Source organism: Parendozoicomonas callyspongiae, from assembly GCF_023502345.1.
In the GTDB taxonomy this organism is placed as follows: Bacteria; Pseudomonadota; Gammaproteobacteria; order Pseudomonadales; family Endozoicomonadaceae; genus Sansalvadorimonas; species Sansalvadorimonas callyspongiae.
Genome location: NZ_JAMFLX010000012.1, coordinates 113,652 through 131,333, shown reverse-complemented (window position 1 = coordinate 131,333; position 17,682 = coordinate 113,652). Strand labels below are relative to the sequence as shown.

The 17,682-nt window shown below is 46.9% G+C and carries 15 protein-coding genes and 1 pseudogene; 7 read left to right on the top strand and 9 right to left on the bottom strand.

Features of this window, described 5'->3' with window-relative positions; all coding sequences use genetic code 11:
- Window positions 1-107: 107 nt before the first annotated feature.
- The 5 genes and pseudogenes from M3P05_RS10720 to M3P05_RS10700 all read right to left on the bottom strand — a co-directional run.
- Complete coding sequence (locus M3P05_RS10720; protein WP_249699601.1) at window positions 108-2,834, bottom strand: hypothetical protein; 2,727 nt, start codon at window positions 2,832-2,834, stop codon at window positions 108-110.
- Between the two features lie 98 nt (window positions 2,835-2,932).
- Window positions 2,933-3,766: a thymidylate synthase gene (locus M3P05_RS10715; protein ID WP_249699599.1), complete on the bottom strand. Its 834-nt coding sequence runs from the start codon at window positions 3,764-3,766 to the stop codon at window positions 2,933-2,935.
- 15 nt (window positions 3,767-3,781) lie between these two features.
- The gene (gene lgt / locus M3P05_RS10710; RefSeq protein WP_249699598.1) at window positions 3,782-4,666 is read right to left on the bottom strand and encodes a prolipoprotein diacylglyceryl transferase; all 885 of its coding nucleotides are present in this window, start codon (window positions 4,664-4,666) and stop codon (window positions 3,782-3,784) included.
- Between the two features lie 3 nt (window positions 4,667-4,669).
- Complete coding sequence (locus M3P05_RS10705; protein ID WP_249699596.1) at window positions 4,670-5,473, bottom strand: sulfite exporter TauE/SafE family protein; 804 nt, start codon at window positions 5,471-5,473, stop codon at window positions 4,670-4,672.
- Window positions 5,474-6,208: 735 nt separating this feature from the next.
- Window positions 6,209-6,661: pseudogene (locus M3P05_RS10700) on the bottom strand (IS1 family transposase); the annotation flags it as partial.
- Window positions 6,662-6,860: 199 nt separating this feature from the next.
- On the opposite strand from M3P05_RS10700, the gene M3P05_RS10695 reads away from it, so the two are divergent.
- The 4 genes from M3P05_RS10695 to M3P05_RS10680 all read left to right on the top strand — a co-directional run bounded on the left by M3P05_RS10695 (window position 6,861) and on the right by M3P05_RS10680 (window position 10,415).
- On the top strand, window positions 6,861-7,655 hold the full coding sequence (locus M3P05_RS10695) for an NRDE family protein (protein ID WP_249699595.1): 795 nt from the start codon (window positions 6,861-6,863) through the stop codon (window positions 7,653-7,655).
- A gap of 181 nt (window positions 7,656-7,836) precedes the next feature.
- Window positions 7,837-8,193 (top strand): DOPA 4,5-dioxygenase family protein, encoded by a 357-nt coding sequence (locus M3P05_RS10690; RefSeq protein ID WP_249699594.1) that lies wholly within the window; start codon window positions 7,837-7,839, stop codon window positions 8,191-8,193.
- 107 nt (window positions 8,194-8,300) lie between these two features.
- Window positions 8,301-9,500 (top strand): hypothetical protein, encoded by a 1,200-nt coding sequence (locus M3P05_RS10685; RefSeq protein ID WP_249699592.1) that lies wholly within the window; start codon window positions 8,301-8,303, stop codon window positions 9,498-9,500.
- A 171-nt stretch (window positions 9,501-9,671) separates the two neighbouring features.
- Window positions 9,672-10,415, top strand: a complete 744-nt coding sequence (locus M3P05_RS10680) for a TLC domain-containing protein (protein ID WP_249699591.1) — start codon at window positions 9,672-9,674, stop codon at window positions 10,413-10,415.
- 22 nt (window positions 10,416-10,437) lie between these two features.
- Here M3P05_RS10680 and M3P05_RS10675 read toward each other — a convergent pair whose 3' ends face one another.
- The 3 genes from M3P05_RS10675 to rppH all read right to left on the bottom strand — a co-directional run bounded on the left by M3P05_RS10675 (window position 10,438) and on the right by rppH (window position 15,100).
- The gene (locus M3P05_RS10675) at window positions 10,438-12,108 is read right to left on the bottom strand and encodes a GMC family oxidoreductase (RefSeq protein ID WP_249699590.1); all 1,671 of its coding nucleotides are present in this window, start codon (window positions 12,106-12,108) and stop codon (window positions 10,438-10,440) included.
- A gap of 183 nt (window positions 12,109-12,291) precedes the next feature.
- Window positions 12,292-14,571, bottom strand: coding sequence for a phosphoenolpyruvate--protein phosphotransferase (ptsP, locus tag M3P05_RS10670; protein ID WP_249699589.1), 2,280 nt, complete (start codon window positions 14,569-14,571; stop codon window positions 12,292-12,294).
- A gap of 49 nt (window positions 14,572-14,620) precedes the next feature.
- Complete coding sequence (gene rppH, locus M3P05_RS10665; protein WP_249699588.1) at window positions 14,621-15,100, bottom strand: RNA pyrophosphohydrolase; 480 nt, start codon at window positions 15,098-15,100, stop codon at window positions 14,621-14,623.
- Between the two features lie 303 nt (window positions 15,101-15,403).
- Here rppH and M3P05_RS10660 point away from each other — a divergent pair, with 303 nt between their 5' ends.
- Both M3P05_RS10660 and M3P05_RS10655 read left to right on the top strand, forming a co-directional pair.
- Window positions 15,404-16,072 carry a histidinol-phosphatase gene (locus M3P05_RS10660; protein ID WP_249699587.1) on the top strand — a complete coding sequence of 223 codons (669 nt, stop codon included), beginning with the start codon at window positions 15,404-15,406 and terminating at the stop codon, window positions 16,070-16,072.
- A gap of 112 nt (window positions 16,073-16,184) precedes the next feature.
- A complete protein-coding gene (locus M3P05_RS10655) occupies window positions 16,185-16,376 on the top strand; it encodes a hypothetical protein (protein WP_249699586.1) in 192 nt (63 codons plus the stop codon).
- 109 nt (window positions 16,377-16,485) lie between these two features.
- Here the strand turns inward: M3P05_RS10655 and M3P05_RS10650 are convergent, their stop codons facing one another.
- On the bottom strand, window positions 16,486-17,010 hold the full coding sequence (locus M3P05_RS10650; protein ID WP_249699585.1) for a hypothetical protein: 525 nt from the start codon (window positions 17,008-17,010) through the stop codon (window positions 16,486-16,488).
- A gap of 110 nt (window positions 17,011-17,120) precedes the next feature.
- Here M3P05_RS10650 and M3P05_RS10645 point away from each other — a divergent pair, with 110 nt between their 5' ends.
- A complete protein-coding gene (locus M3P05_RS10645) occupies window positions 17,121-17,681 on the top strand; it encodes a chalcone isomerase family protein (RefSeq protein WP_249699583.1) in 561 nt (186 codons plus the stop codon).
- Window position 17,682 lies beyond the last annotated feature (1 nt).

Genomic DNA, 17,682 nt, shown 5'->3' with positions numbered 1-17,682 from the left:
TATAAATGCTACCTGCAACCCAAGCATTTCATAAACATTCTCTCGTATTTCCTTGCTATCTGGGGAATTCGAGGTTGTTTATAGAATATTTGGGCCAAGTGCCAGGATTAAGTGGAACCCAAAGAGCTATGAGTTCTTTTCAAAGTATCAAAAACCGGTATTGATAAATCAGACATTTGTTTTTCAAAAACTTCATTTAGCCAATCATCATTTTTTGTTTCTGCCCAGACTCTTTCGAGTTTCTTATTCATATCTTCAACTTCTATTTCCTGACCGTTAGCTATGGCACATTTTATATCATCATAAAACGTCACACCTTCTTTCTCTTTCCCACCCTTGATAGATAAACTTGACACGGCAAAGTCCAGCTTTACGCTGCACAATGTACCAATTGCGTTTAACTGTTTTTGGCGTAATTCCAAATACCGTCCTAATGCTGAGTCTGGTTCAACATCAGCCTTTTGTTTTAACTGTCGATACAGAGGTATCTGCACCTGCTTCTGGCCAGCACGTCCTAAACTATTAAGCCTGTTCACTTCAACTTTTATACTTGCCAAATCAAAAATCAATTCTTTATATTCACTTTCGGATAGAGCTCCAAGTTTGAAACCTTTAATTCTCTTGACGATTTCAGTAAATTTATCACGGCTATTTTCAATAGTATCCAAAAAATCTCTTATTGCATCTTGTTTGTCTGGCGACAAGTGGGCCATGTCAGGTTGCTTCATATCCATATCTGGGTGATAGCCCAACACTTCATCTTCCAGCTTTTTCAAACACTCAAGCCATTTCTGTTTGTAGCCATCTTTCAGCTCCTGATACAGTTCAGGAGTGATTATATCCCGCGAGACTTCAACATCTGATACATGCTTTACTTCCGATGTTGCAGTCTCAGTTAGATTTTGGAAATAGTCCTCAGATGGCATCTTGATATTCATCTGCCTGAGCCTCGTTGCATGGTCAGCAACTTTTGTATCAGCTCTTGAATTTAACCATGCGGCCATTTCTTCTCCAAACTTCATTCTACAGGCAGCCGCCACGGGAGGTAAATTGGTATAACACCATCCCCCCTTAAAATAAAAGCTACAAACTCCCGCCCTCTGGTTTTTCTGTAATTCAACCTGGCAAGGAGAGGGAGAAGCACAGAAGCCAACCCCAGAACTCGATGATATTGCACGACTATCAGTTGACGAAGAATATGAAGACGACGATAGGCTAGTGGACGGAGTGTGCATATCAGATTCAGCGGCGTCTTCAGACGAAGCTCGTTGATGGCATTTTTTTAATGGCAAGAGTATTAGCTGTCTATTTAAAGCGGCTGGTAAAGAGGTTTCAGGCGAGGTCGCAGATAGCCCGCTTATTACATTCTGACTGAGAGAACCCAAGCTCTTACTGAGATGCCTGCTTTCAGTAAGTGGCTGTTTTTTTATAATGAAACCATCAGAAGTAGTGGGGGTTAATAGTGACTCCTCCATCTTTTGTTTATATTGTTTCCTGCATGTTGTTATTTCATAACCACAGTTACACCACCCCGGTATCCATATATTATCTTTTTGAATCAGGATGATGCTGGCTCTCAGCTTGATAAAACCCTTTTTATTTTTTTTATTGTCCAAATCAATATAATGATCATATGCTATCTCAGCATCAACTTGAATCTTATCATTATCGATAAAAGTCACCATTATTTTACGTCCTGTTCCACTTTTTTCTTGACCATGTGGCGTTAACTGATAACCCTCTTCAAGGTTTTGAACAAGAGTCTCAAACACGTCTTTACAGGCTAGGGTTTGAACCGCAATCAGGGCACCAGGTGAGAACTGTTCAATGTAATCACTTATATTACCTATGATCTCAGAGTATATATTCTTATTATTTATATTGAGTCCGGTTTGGTATCGGCTGCTGTAAAAAGGCAAGAAACAGTCTTTATCCAGTTGCAGTTGAAGTACAAAATCTGTATCTCCCAAAACATCTTCAATATTAGGCACCACTTGTGCTGCTGATATCTGATTGGCCACAACAGTATGCACCAGAGGTAGCCGGGCCAAGCATCTGTATTTGGGGAGAGTTGATGATTTATCTTCTGCATTAATGATCACATCACTATCAATTGGAATACAGAACTCCCCTTTCACCAGATTGATACCATGAATATCCAGTGGTTGATTAATTTTTGCAGGAGCAGGGAATAGCCCCTTCAACTTATTTTGCAAATGAACAAGAAGAATACGCTCTTCATGAGAATATAAAGTATCCTGGCCGGTCACGCCCGCCTTATTCATACAAACAGGGTTAGCAGGTCTATTCTTAACCTGTTTAAAACCAAATCTTTTTTCGAGGGTGGCTGACGAAGCAAACTTACCTGTAAAGAATTCAAAAGACTCCCCATAACTGCTGTATATATGCTCAAGTTCATCACGAATTTTGATTCCATCATCACAGGCTGTTTCAGACAATATTTTAATAACAGCCTGATTGGGAAGCCGGAAAACCGACCTAGCCTGTTCTGGCAGGGCTTTCGCTGAAGGTTTTCCCGTAGTAATCTCACCACTGGATGGCAACCCAGATGCTGCCTGCTCCTTGCTGTTTGCAGAGTTTGTCTCTTTATCTTCTGTTTCATGATCAGCGGAAAAAGTGAAGACCTGTTCTGTCATTCTTGATACCAGTGGCGTCTTTTCTCCATCGTCACTGGACTCAGAAGCCATTTTTTTTCTGGTATTTACAGGGGTTAGCTGGAAACCGCAATATTTGGCGCTGAATGTAACAGGCTCATCCTGCTTTAAATCAGTTTTTTTAAAAAACTCTGCCTTTATTATTGTTGTAGCGTCCATCGCAAACTGCTCCATTATTATTTAAATCAATATCTTTTTATGACGCAATCTGGAGCATTCAGGTCATAACAACAGTGTTACATGGGCTTTCAAATTAATTAGACAGCTACCGGCGCCTTGATGTGGGAGTGTGCCTGGTAACCCACCAGTTCAAAATCGTCAAAAGTGAAATCAAACAGATCTTTGATGGTCGGGTTTAGTTTCATCTCCGGCAATGGCAATGGCTCACGACCCAGCTGTTCGTTTACTTGCTCCATATGATTGGAATAAAGGTGCGCATCACCAAAGGTATGCACAAAATCCCCAAGCTCCAGATCACACACCTGTGCAATCATCATGGTCAGCAGTGCATAACTGGCAATATTGAATGGAACACCCAGGAAAATATCCGCACTGCGCTGGTAGAGCTGACAGGAGAGCTTTCCGCCCAGTACATAGAACTGGAACAGGCAGTGACATGGCGGTAATGCCTGACGTCCCATCGCTGCATTCTCGCTGGGCTTGTGCTTTACATCGGGAAGAACAGTCGGGTTCCAGGCAGAGATCACCAGGCGGCGGGAATCCGGGTTGGTTTTGATCTCGTTAATCAGGTCAGAAATCTGGTCAACCACTTCCCCATTCGGGCCTTCCCAGCTGCGCCACTGTTTACCGTAAACCGGGCCAAGTTCACCTTCCGGCGTGGCCCATTCATCCCAGATAGAGACTCCATTTTCCTTCAGGTAACCGATATTGGTTTCCCCTTTCAAAAACCAGAGCAGCTCATGAATGATGGAACGCAGATGACACTTCTTGGTGGTGACCAGAGGAAAGCCCTTGGCCAGATCAAACCGCATCTGGTATCCGAACACACTATAGGTGCCAGTTCCGGTGCGATCATCCTTGTACACGCCGTTCTCTTTCACATGGCGCATCAGATCCAGATACTGTTTCATCGCTATCTCTTTTTGCTATCCCTTTTTGTCCTTACGCCTGGAACTGTTCTTTCCATTGGCTTCAGGCGCATGTCGTTTCAGCCAGCGATGGTCATCACTGTTCAGACCATCTTCCAGAGGATGGCGCTGGTGACCATAAACCATAAAACCGATACCCAGTATAACCATAGGCAGGCTGAGCAGTTGCCCCATGGTCAGCCAGTTCCAGGCCAGGTAACCCAGCTGTGGATCAGGCTGGCGGTAGAACTCCACGAAAATACGACCACAGCCATACAACAACAGGAACAGGCCAGACACCGCCATCCGTGGGCGTGGTTTGGAGGAATACCACCAAAGCACCGCGAAGATAATAATGCCTTCTATAGCAAACTGATAGAGCTGGGAAGGATGACGGGCAATCTGCAGCGGATCTTTCGGGAACACTATAGCCCAGGAGATATCAGTCGCCCTTCCCCACAGCTCACCGCCAATAAAGTTACCCATTCGCCCGGCACCCAGACCAAAGGGAACCAGTGGCGCAATAAAGTCCGACATCTGAAAGAAGGATTTGCCCAGCTTCTTACCATAGAGATAAAGGGCAACAAACACGCCCAGCATCCCGCCATGGAATGACATGCCACCCTGATCTATTCGGAACAGCCAGAGCGGGTTCTGTAGGAAATAATCAAAATTATAGAACAGTACATAACCCATACGGCCACCGAGAATCACCCCGATAGCACCGTAGAAAATCAGATCTGACAACTGCTCTTCCGACCACAATCCTCTGGAGCGGTTGCAGCGAATCCGTCCAAGAAAAAAGGCACCGGCAAAAGCCAGCAGGTACATAATCCCATACCAGTGCACCTGTAATGGTCCCAGCTCCAGTGCAATGGGATTTATATCGGGATACTGAATCAAGTGTTAACTTCCTAGTATAAAATTCAGGCCCACTGCGAACAGCAGGCAGGCAAACAACCGCTTTAATGTTAACGCGGGAAGGCTATGGGCCAGTTTCGCACCAACGCGGGCAAATGGCACGCTCATCAGCACGATTCCAAGAAATGCCGGCCAATAGACAAGACCGGTGCTGTAGGCGGGAAGCCCTTCAATATCTGAGCCCAGAATAACATTAGCCAGTGCACCAGTGACGGCGATAGGCAAGCCACAGGCCGCAGATGTTCCCACAGCGTGCTGCATTCTTACACCCAGCTTACTTAAAAAAGGAACCGTCATGGTGCCGCCGCCAATGCCAAAAATGGAAGAGGCATAACCAATCAGAACACCACCGGAACCCAAAAGCTTCTGATTAAAATCACCATGGGGAGCACTGCTTTCCTGAGTTTTGACCAGCAGCATCCGCAAGCCGATAAGGATAGCTCCGGTGCCAATCAAAACCTGCAGGGCTCCACCACTGATACTTATTGCTGTCATCACACCCAGCCAGGCACCCAGCACAATACCCGCCATCAGCATGGGAAAGATCGACCAGACCACAGCTTTATTACGATGATGACTCAGGGTTGAACTGACAGAGGTAGGAACAATCGTTGCCAGAGAAGTACCAACGGCAAGATGGGTCACAACTTCAGGGTTAATACCCTGCAATGGAAAGGCAAAGACCAGGGCGGGAACAATAATCAAGCCTCCACCTACGCCAAACAGCCCGGCCAGTGTTCCGGCAACCGAACCAGTAAGCAGATAGCCAAGGATTTCCAGAAATTCCATAATTCCAGCCTGACCCAATATTGCCCTGCCGATATGGCAGTGTCATTTAGATTGTCGGGACTGTAACACATTCTGGAAAGATTTAGTTTTGTGGGCTGGAGTCTGGAGTAATGACATGAAGGAATATTTTTACCGGGTTTCAATATCTTTGGTGTAAACAGTGCTCAGACTTTCATAAGATGTCTTTATGAAATGTCATCGTTTATGTTTTCTTGCCCTGATAGCAGATCACTTTCTAAATTTTTCATCTGCGCAAACCTGACCAGCCCCATCACAACGGCATCATTACACGGCTGGTTAACATGACACTTCTGTATTCGAAAATGATCTCTGGTTGTTGAACTCTCATCCATACACTGGATCATAAATTTGACCAATGATTGAGAGGCGAGAGATGATATCAGCGCCTCTTTTTCAATATCACCCAGTCTATTGTTCTTACCTTTCTCAAGAAGGGATTGAACTGTGATCCTCCCTGGCGCGTCGCTATTTTTCTGGCTATAGAGAAACTTGAGGTCACTGAGGTCACTCCGCTTTTCCTTCAGTAGCCTGAGAGCACCATCATAATCTTCATGAAATATTAGCAGTAATAGTTTTGATAATTCGAAAGTCTGTTCACGCCCTAAAGATAACTTACAAGAGTTGGCTTCTATGATTAGTGCTTCCGGAGGGTACCCCATATCATGGGGTATTGGAGTGTGGCCATATGGAAGTAATGATAAATAGAGTCATGTTTCAAACAGGTTGATACCACATTCTAGAGATGAACTCACCAATCACCTTATCATGGAGTTCTTCTGAGCGAGAAAAACAGATGGTTTTACGAGTTAACCGCTTCAGGCGAGTGCGAAGAGTCAGGTTTGTTCTCTCGATGCTCTGTGTCAGCTTCTTGGTAACAACATGGATAGCATCAGGTAGTTCTGCACCGTAGGGCTTCCAGTCATCAGTGCAGTAAAACTTGAACTTGTAGGGCTTGACCAGCTTCATTAGCTTTTTCAGAGTCTTCTTGGTTCGGCGACCAAAGACATGAGTGATCACTCTCTGGTAGCGAGGCTCCCAAGCGTAGAATAACCAGCGTTGATTCTTTTTATTTCCAACATAAGACCATTGTTCATCCATCTGGCAGATCAACACCAACTCTTCATTGTCGAAAGGCAGTGACGTCACCTGTGGCGGAGCGAGTTTTTTAGATGGCTAATGACTGCCATAGGAAAAAATGGGCAGAATACCAGTAAAGCGAGTCTATGAACTATACGAGATCAACGCATCTGATTCATGACCCTTTTTTCATCTGGCGGCGAGTGAATCTATTGAAACAGTCTCTGCGTAGTGTACCGTAGCCCCTGTAAAGGCTGATTGATAAATTAATAAACACGTAGAATACCCGATGTGCCTGATTGCCCTGAACTGGAACCCGGACCACCAATACCCGCTGATCATGGCGTCCAACCGTGATGAGTTCTATGCCCGCCCCACCAGCAAGGCCGAGTACTGGGAGGATCACCACAATATTTTTGGTGGCCGTGACCAGCGCGCAAGTGGCACCTGGCTGGCCGTAGGCACACAGGGGCGTATGGCTGCCATTACCAACTTTCGGGAACTTGATGCCAGTGGCGAGAGAACACGGGGAGAGCTGATTACAAATTTCCTGGCTGGGGACATTCCTACAGTAGAATACCTTCAACGAGTACACAATAACCGCCATCTTTATGCTGGCTTTAACCTGCTTCTGGCAGACAGCAATGCCCTCTGGTACTACTCCAACAGACAGGACGTTATCCGCCAACTGGAGCCGGGTTTATACGGCCTCAGCAACGGTCTTCTGAACACGCCCTGGCCCAAGGTTCGCCGTCTTAAGAAAAAGCTCAGGAAAGTTATTGATTCAGGGAACATAACACCCCAGAGCTGCATTGACCTTCTGCATGATGAAAAGCGCCCACCGGATGATGAGATTCCTGATACCGGCGTTGATCCCGTGTGGGAACGTATGCTGGCGCCCTGTTTTATCCGCTCACCCAACTACGGTACCCGCAACAGTACAGGGCTGGTTCTGGAGCGTGATGGAAAACTGCACTGGCATGAGCAGTTTTATACAATAGGAGGTGAGCCATCAGGGTTCTTCAAGAAAACTATCGCTATGCCAGAGGGGTGGCTGGCCCGAAATATTGCCAAGACAGCTTAAACGACTTTAGTGACTAAAGGCGGCTGATTTTCGCCTTTTTGTTGCATATCTTACACCTAAGACCGCACATTATTCCTTGCCATGCCCTTGCTTTAGCCCCTAATCTCCCGTTCAATAGATCCAGATAAATTTTCAGTTAGCCCAAATAATTCAAAACAGCATGGCAACCCGGGGAGAACACATGGGGTGTCAGCACAAAAAGGGTAACAGCAACATGAAAGTTTCCGGTTACCACGCCCATGTCTATTTCACTGATGAATCATTCGATCGGGCAGACAAGCTTTGCCGTAAGGTTGCCCAGCGCTATGCCCTGAAAGTTGGTCATATGCACCGCAACCCGACCGGACCACACCCCGGGCGCAGCTGCCGGATTTCTTTTAAACCAGCATTTTATGAAGAGGTTGTCGCTTGGCTTGAGCAGAACAGGCATGGCCTTTCCATACTGATTCATCCGTTAACAGGCGATGATCTGGCAGACCATACCAAACACGCTGTCTGGCTTGGGGAAGCCCAGAAACTGATTTTAGAAAATTTATAAAATAAACAACCACTAATAATACAAACCCTTGTCGCGCAGCGGTCCGTCAGGATAAACAACAACACCAACTACCTGTCATGCGCGGTAACGATTTAGGGAAGACTGCCATGACAACTCCGCTTACCAGCCCGTTTGTTCAGGGTGATACGACCTCAGCCAAAGTTTGGAGGCGTATTCTTAACCGGGGCAATACCAGCCACCGCACAAAGGTTCTGGCTGAGGGACAAACCCTCTACGTTTGCGGTACAGCTTTTGAGCGCAACCGGTTTATCACCCGATCTGCCACTCCTATTTTCAAAAAACCATTAAACCAGCGCCGTACATTGAGTATCTACCAAGATACTGATCACAGTTATATTCGCCTTCATAAACCCTGCAAGGGACGGGATCTCATCTATGGCAAATATGCCCTGAACAGAGACCTTGTTAGGTTGTCCAGCAATGGACAGGTGATTGCTTACTCTCTGCCGAAAGGTCTGCGTAGAAGCATTGGTATCATCATGATTGGTCTCTGCTGGTTGATATCATTCATCGGCACCATCTTTCCACGTAAAGCTCGTCTCAATGACGAAGTTCGGATGTATAAACAGGTTGGTCAGGATTACAGGGAGCACCCTAATATCACATTTGAAGTTACGGAAGATGAGTTCGAGAAAATCGAGCACTATATTCAGCAGCTGCTGAAGGATCCCGAATCAACAACACCGCCACTGCGCTTTCGTACCATTGGTAATAACTGCTCCGGTTTTCCACGAGATGTTTTTCTGCTCACAGGTTATCCGGGAGGTTTTACCGATTATTTTGAGGAAGAAGCTGTTCGTACCCGTGGCTTCGGTTTTGTTGGCAGTGTTCTGGACGCTCACGGCTTTGGTGAAGCCCTGATCAGATTATTCAAAACCTTTGGCAGCCTGCTGGGAATTCTGAAACACAGGAATTACCTCCCTCCTGTCACCCTGAAAAATGTCAAAGAGGAGCTACCACCAGCATCCCGTGCGATTGCCCATACTCGACAACAGTTAAAGCAGTTGCCGAACTGCCAGCCAGTCCACGCCGGACAAGATGCCATGATGCGCTACTTTTCCTCTGGTCAAAGGTTTGGTTATTGCGAACGCCTGCAACGTTCCGGTTATTACCATGCCGCTTTACATGAACTGGAAGTGATTCTGAACGATCTCAAACGCAGAGTTTATGATAAAGCCTATGGTGTTCATGCCACGCCAGAGTCTTTATATCGGGACAAGTCAGAACTTCTATTCTGTCAGGCAATAGCAGAAAAAATACGCCATAAAATACGGTTACCTGGTTAGAAAACGTCTATTATTTACGCGGCATCAAATAGATTCCCTGCCTATACTCGTGATCAAAAATTTCAGGGGCAATAGGTGGTGTACCAGAGATTTCCGATAATTCTCTTGATCAGTATTGGCTTGACCGGAATTTTTGGTTATAACCTGTGCAAAGCCCATTCTCCATTCAGGATGAGTGAGTTTCTCCTGCAACAGGAGGATGATCAGGAATCAGAACAAATTCCTGCGGAAATGAATAAAGGGCTTTTCCTGATTCCGGTTGTGTCCGCCATTGGCTTTAAGATTGTGCATGAATACTGTAATTACGGGCTGGCTCCCGGCGAAAAGCGAAATGACACCTGTTCACCTCTTCTTCATGCACTGCTGACAGGTATTGGCTCTAACTATCTGTTCCATACCAGTGAGAAAACATGGTGGGAAAAAATAATCAGTGATGCTCCATCAGACAGTTATCTGGCTAGCATTCTTCCCTTGATATCCTGGGGGTATTCCGCTTATGAATTTCATGACTCGTTCAATCAAGGCTCAACAGAGTTCATGATTCATGGTGGAGGAATGTTTCTGACAATATCTCTGCTGGCCAGCCAGAATAAGCAGCACTTATTTATTGAGCCGCTCCTTATGGAAACCTCACAGATTTTTTACAACCTGCGGCGCGTTCACAGGAACTTTATGTATCCCTTTGCGGCATTATTCTTTATTTATCGCTGGGGTATTTTTCCTTATATCTGGGGTCAGTACATTCAGAATGTCTACAGAAAGGACATTCACTTCCCCCTGGAGAAGACTGGCAATTTCCTGATGATCGGCGGAGGCCTGCTATCCCACAGTCTGAATTTTTACTGGGGGAGCAAAATCCTGAAAATCCTGCTTACAGGAGATTTTCATCAGCCAAAGGCTTCAGTTCCACAGTGAACGCATTAAAGCTGTATTCAACTTATACGCCTTCCGGTTCAGTCATAATCTGGCTTTGATTCAAAGCCTCACTATCCAGAGCCAACTCAGGCTGAATCCAGCTTTTCTGGATCATGTCAGCAGCTTTCTCAGCTATAGCAATAACTGGAGCATTGGTATTGCCACTCACAAGTGTTGGCATAATTGATGCGTCCACTACCCGCAGCCTTTCCAATCCGTGCACCCTGAGCTGATAGTCAACAACGCTGCCATATCCTCGCCCCATCTTGCAGGTGCCTACAGGATGATAAACGTGTGCAGCCTTCTGACGAATAAACTCGGCGATCTCTGTATCACTCTGAACTGAGCTGCCAGGAAAAACCTCTTCCCCTGCATACTTTTGCAGAGGTTTTGCGGCATAAATCTCCCGCAGTTTCTTCAGACCTTTTACCAGAATATCCATATCATCAGGATCAGACATCATATTCAGATGTATTTCCGGAGCATCAAACGGGTCACTGCTGGCCAGTGCCAGATGGCCCCGGCTTTTAGGTCTCAGCAGATTAATATGAGTGGAATAGCCCCAGCCGGTCATTATCTTCAGGTTGCGCCCATGATCATCCGTCAGCATGGGAATAAACTGGATCTGAATATCCGGCCTGTCGACTTCTGGTGAAGATTTAAAGAAACCACCGACCTCAACAGGAGGAATAGCCAGCAACCCGGTTCGATTCCTATAATAATGCCAGAAATCCCCAAGCATTCTGACACCCTGAACAGGTGAGAAAGACAAGGTGTCCCATTTTTTCCTGCGCTGGGTAATCACGACATCCGAATGTTCCTGCAGATTTTTTCCAACACCCGGCAGGATATGGTGAACAGGGATACTGTGTTTCTGCAGTTCAGCTGCATCACCCACACCTGACAGCATAAGTAGCTGTGGGCTCTGCAGGCTCCCGGCACATAACAGGACTTCCCGATTGGCCTGCAGGGTTTTCATTTTTCCATCCACAACTACTTCAACACCTGTAGCCTGCCTTCCTTTGAAAAGAACACGAGTGGTTTGGGCTTCAGTTATAACAGTAAGATTTTTCCTGTCTCTTACCGGATGGAGATAGGCTCTTGCAGCACTGCAGCGTTCACCATCTTTCATGGTTAACTGGTACCAGCCCATTCCCTCCTGGCTTGCACCATTAAAATCAGGGTTGTACTTGTGGCCAGCTTCAAGAGTTGCGAGCAGAAAGCTCTCCGATACAGGGTGTCGATAAGGAGCATCAGTGACATTTAAGGGGCCATCGGTTCCATGCCAGTCGCATTCTCCACGTTCCTGATGCATGGCCTTCTTGAAGTAGGGCAGAAGATCAGCATAGGTCCACTCGCTGTTTCCTTCTTCTGTCCAGTTAGCATAATCATCAGCATGGCCACGGATATAGATCATGGCATTGATTGAGCTGCTACCACCCAGACCCTTTCCCCGAGGACAATATTGAGGGCGGTTATTCAAATAAGGTTCAGGCTGGCTCTCAAACTTCCAATTAAATCTGGGCAGATTCATCAAGCCAATAATACCCAGAGGTGTGCTGATAAGAGGTGATTTATCTTCCGGCCCGGCTTCCAGCAAGGCGACAGTAGTATCTGGGTTTTCGGAAAGTCGGCTCGCCAAAACACACCCTGCTGAACCACCGCCTACGATAATGTAATCAAATGCGAACATACGCTGCTTTATTATTTTTATTTGTGCTTGTTTAACTTTCCCTGATCATAGAGAGCCGGTCAACTGCAATAATTTCAGGATTCAAATAACACTACTTCAATACAACTGACTCAAGTTCCACCGACCACGGTTATATGCTTTATCATTATTCAGGCCTGTTATCGAGGACCTGATAACAATAGTCTATCCGGCTACATCAGCCCTTCCGGCAAGTACCTTTTCCAGTCCTCGATGACGGAGTGCCAGTTCAACAGCACTGCGAATAACCCGCGGGTTATCCATTTCCATCACATCATCAAGAATCTCTTTAGCATGTTCGAGGGGAATATTACGCAACGCCCATTTAACCCGTGGAAGGTGCGTGGCATTCATAGACAGAATATCGAAACCCATTGCCATCAGCAGCACAGCTGCAGCAGGATCACCAGCCATTTCACCGCAGATGGAAACGGGCTTGCCTTCCTTGTGAGCATCGTTAACAACTTTCTGCAATGCCTGAAGTACTGCAGGGTGGAAGGAGTGATATAACTCGGCAACCCTGGGATTATTGCGGTCAACAGCCAGAATATATTGCGTTAAGTCGTTACTGCCAATGGAGAGAAAATCCACACGGCGGGCAAAGTCCTTAACCTGATAAACAGCCGCCGGCACTTCCACCATAACACCAATAGGTGGCAGCTGAACGTCAACGCCTTCACTTAACACTTCGTGATAAGCCCGGTGAATCAGATAAAGGGCTTCTTCAACTTCCGGCACTCCGGAAATCATTGGCAGCATAATACGCAGATTATCCAGCCCGGCACTGGCCTTAAGCATGGCCCGGATCTGTACCAGGAAAATCTCGGGATGATCCAGCGTCACCCGAATTCCACGCCATCCCAGAAAGGGATTCTCTTCCTTGATGGGAAAATAACTCAGTGATTTATCACCACCAATATCAAGGGTACGGATAGTGACCGGCTTGGGAGCAAAGGCTTTCAGCTGATCACGGTAAATCTCTTCCTGCTCTTTCTCACTGGGAAAACGTTCCCGAATCATAAAGGGCACTTCAGTGCGGTAGAGGCCTACACCTTCTGCACCTTTATCCAGTGAGCGCACAGTGTCCGTCATCAGTCCGGTATTTACCCAGAGTGGAAGACGGTAGTGATCAGGGGTCAGACACGGCTCATCTTTTAAAGCTTCCAAGCCTTCAACAAAAGCCTGCTCTTCATCGATTAGTTGGCGATACTGACTGACCAGCTCTGCTGCCGGAGAGGCATAAACCCGTCCAAGATTGCCATCAACAATCAGCTCTCTGCCACCTACCCGCTCCCAGGGCAGATCAACAGCACCCATAATTGTGGGAACGCCCATGGCTCTTGCGAGAATCGCTACGTGGGAGTTACCGGAACCCTGCACAGATACCAATCCCACCAGCTTATGCCTGGGAATCTCGCCCAGCATGGCAGGTGTCAGTTCTTCACTGATCACTACGGCCTCATCTGGCCATGTGACTTCCTGCGCCTGCTGCTGCTGCAGGCTGGCCAGAACCCTTCGACCGAGATCACGTACATCAACGGCACGCTCACGAAGGTAGGGGTCATCCATTTTTTCAAAGTGGCCAACATGCTCTTCAATCACTTCACGCAGGGCACCCTGAGCCCACTGACCTTTCTTGATGGCCGTCTCAACTTCTGCCCCAAGGGCATTATCGTCAAGCATGCGCAGGTAAACATCGAACAGGGCCTGTTCTTCGGGAGGGATACTGCCAGCAAGTTTTTCTGCCGTTCTGCTCATCTGGTCCCGAACAGAACACAATGCCTGCCGGAACAGCTGAATCTCCCCGTCGATATCATCCGTCTCTTTCTCCGGGACAGCTGCAAGATCGGCAGGAGGTGCCAGAACCACCGCCGTTCCAATAGCAATACCGGGTGACCCGGCCACCCCCATAAAGCGGGACTGCCGGGGTTTTTCATGACTGGATGAAGGAATATGTAATGAGCCGGTCGCTTCAGCGTGAGCAATCACTCCCGCCAGCTGAGCCGACATGGTGACGAGGAATGACTCCTCGCTCTCATCAAAGCGACGTTTAACCGCCTGCTGGACAACAAGAACACCCAGCAGATTACGGTGATGAATAATGGGAACACCGAGGAAAGAGCGAAATCGCTCTTCCCCGGTCTCTTCCAGATAACGGAATTTGGGATGAGAAGCAGCATCTTCCAGGTTGATAGGCTCTTCCCGAAGGCCAACCTGACCCACAAGGCCTTCAGACCGGGATAACGTTACCCGGCCAATAGCCTTGCGATTCAAGCCTTCAGAAGCCATCAGGGTATAACGGTCGGCATCATCGTCGTAGAGATACACGGAGCAAACATCTGTACACATGGCCAGGCGCACACTGCGCACAATAATATCCAGCGCGGCCTGAAGGTCTCGGGCCGTTCCAACTTCCTGGACGATTCTGCGCAAAGTGCTCAGCATGTTCTGTTCAGACTCCTCGTCTACTCCTTATCTGCAACAACAATTTAACCTATAACAACTGCAACAGCCTTGGTGCAAGCTCCTTCATGGCACGCCGGTAAACATCACGTTTGAATGCCACCACCTGGCCAACAGGAAACCAGTAGCTGACCCAGCGCCAGCCATCGAACTCCGGAGATTTGGAAATATCCACCCGTACCCGCTCATCACTGCTGACCAGTTCAAGCAGAAACCATTTCTGCTTCTGGCCAATACACAGTGGCCGGCTGTCCTTGCGGACCAGCCTGCGAGGAAGTCGATAACGAAGCCAGCCCCGGGTGCAGGCAAGAATCCTGACATCTTCCGGTTCCAGTCCAACTTCCTCATAGAGCTCCCGGTACATGGCCTCTTCCGGAGTTTCCTCACCATTAATACCACCCTGGGGAAACTGCCACGCATCCTGTCCGATTCGCTTAGCCCACAGCACCTGACCCTGCCGGTTGGCAAGGATGATGCCGACGTTGGGCCTGAAACCGTCAGAATCAATCACGTGGTTGCCCTAAAAAAATATACTCACAGCATTTTTCCACAAACTGCGGTATTACGGCAAACCACTAATTTATGTTAATGCTGTTTTTTATCATGGAAATATCGTTTCCTGCTGGGTGTGATCATAATTATTGGCATTTCTCTTTATTGGTTTCCCTTAGGGGGCGTTCTCAATATAGCCAGTATTAGTAAAGGGAATGTGACAACAGTAAAGTTTGTTCATTATTTGCTTAACAGCTGATTCCACCTTTACCATGACTTCAAAATTATCCTGCCAGTTATAACAACCCTGAGAGGAATTCCTGTGGCTGTAGCAATTTTCGATCTGGATCACACACTGATAGACACCGACAGCGATCACAGCTGGGGAGAGTTTCTTGTGGCAAAGGGTGTTGTCGATGCTGTGGCCTTTAAAAAAGCCAATGATTATTTTTATGAGCAGTACAAGAACAGCTCACTTGATATTGATGAATACCTGAAATTTGCCCTGCGTCCTCTGGCTGACAACCCTCCCGAGAAAATGCACGCCTTAAGGGAGGAGTTCGTCAAAGAAATTATTCGTCCCCTGATCAAGCCAAACGTTGCCGCTCTTCTGGATAAACACCGTCAGGCGGGTGATATTCTGATGATTATTTCAGCAACAAACCGCTTTATCGTTGACCCAATTGCTGAAGAAATCGGGATTCCTGAAGTTCTTGCTATTGAGGTTGAGATGGAAGATGGGCGTTACACCGGCCGTCATTACGATATTCCGACTTATCAGGCAGGCAAAGTCACCCGGTTTATGCGCTGGATGGAGCAGAACCCGGGCCACAAACTGGAAGAATGCTGGTTCTACAGCGACTCGAAAAATGACCTTCCTCTCCTGAAAAAAGTCGGCAAACCCGTTGCTGTTGATGCTGACGACATTCTGAAAACCATTGCCCAGGAAAATGGTTGGCCGGTCATTTCACTGAAGGTAAGTATTCGATGAACCCATGTCATATCCCCAGTTTTCAAGGGCTGTAGCAACATAGTTACTTCGTACCAAAAAAAGAACTCCTCTGGTACCAAGGGATTGCGAGCTCAGCAAAAGGGTTCACCGAATGTTTACAATCGAAGCATCAAAAGATTCACAGTTGATTGAGAAAATTGAAGATACAAGCATCAGTCCAAATGGCAAATTCACGGTTGCAACTGGCTCCTTTTCTCACCACCCGGAGTCTTATGACAAGTGGCCTCTTATCAACCGGTTGGTTTATTGGGCTGATAACCCATCCCAGATGATGACAGGGTGACCGGGCTTGTTGAGCATGAAGTCCCTGAGTCGACAAGACAAAATCAAAGAGACTCTTACCGAACTCTACAACAAACCAGGTTCGACATCATTATAGTTCTGGAAGGGTCTTATTGAGCTCGAACCGGAAGAACACAATTGTATTCATATTCTGTATACAGGTGGTGTTTATGGGCTTTATACGTGCAACACTTGATCCCGCCATCACCTGAAGACGATGTGCAAGTGGAGTCATCAATCACCCAGGTCACAGCGCTATTTCCATGGGTATGGGAGACATCGAGGGAAGAACTCTCCAGTTTTTTATCAAACTTGTAACTCAGGTGGAATAAATCAGGAAGGGCTGCTTCTGAAAATACAAAATACCCTTCAGAAGAGTGCTCTTTGTTAGAGGCGTCCCCAATAGTCACTGTACTGCCTGGATTTATCTGTAGCGGGGAACCCGAACTGAACACATGGCAGGTATTTTCATCTTTATCCACGGCATTACAGCCGGACACAACCACTGGCGTTCCGCCGTTATTAACCAGCGATATAATCGCTTTGTATCTATCCAGATCACCCGCCAGGGTAATACCTGAATAGAGATACCCTGCCCCCAAGACAGCAAACAGTATTTTGTGCAAAACCTTCATAGAGCATCAAAAGAAGCAATGTATTCACTTCAAATGAAAATAGTCGTTTTCAATGAACAGGCAATGCTAGTATTCCTGCGGAACCAGAAGAACAAATGGTCGGAGTACCCATGAAACGTTTTACAGCTTTTGTTTTAGCCTGCATGTTGAGCCTTTCTGCCCAGGCAAAAGAAGTCGAAGGTGTACCTCTTCAGGATTCACTGACGATTCATGGCAGCAAACTGCAACTTAACGGTGCAGGTGTTCGCTCCAAGTTCTTTATTGATCTCTATGTCGGCTCGCTCTACACCGTTGCTGCAGAAACCGATGGTGAAAACATTCTCTCCGGCAAACAGCCTGCGGCTGTGAGACTGAATATCATCTCCGGGCTGATTACTTCAGACAAAATGGTCAGCACAGTTCAGGAAGGTTTTGAAACCGTAACAGGTGGCAATGTTGGCCCTCTTCAGGATCGTATCAATGATTTCCTGAATGTCTTCAACAGCGAAGAAATTAAAAAAGGCGATCAGTTCACACTGGTCAGCAAACCTGGTGTGGGTGTTACTGCCTTCAAGAATGACAAAGAAGTCGCTCTGGTGAACGGGGATGATTTCCGCAAGGCTCTGTTCGGTATCTGGCTGGGCAACAAGCCTGCAGACAAAGGCCTGAAAAAAGCCATGCTGGGTAACTAGG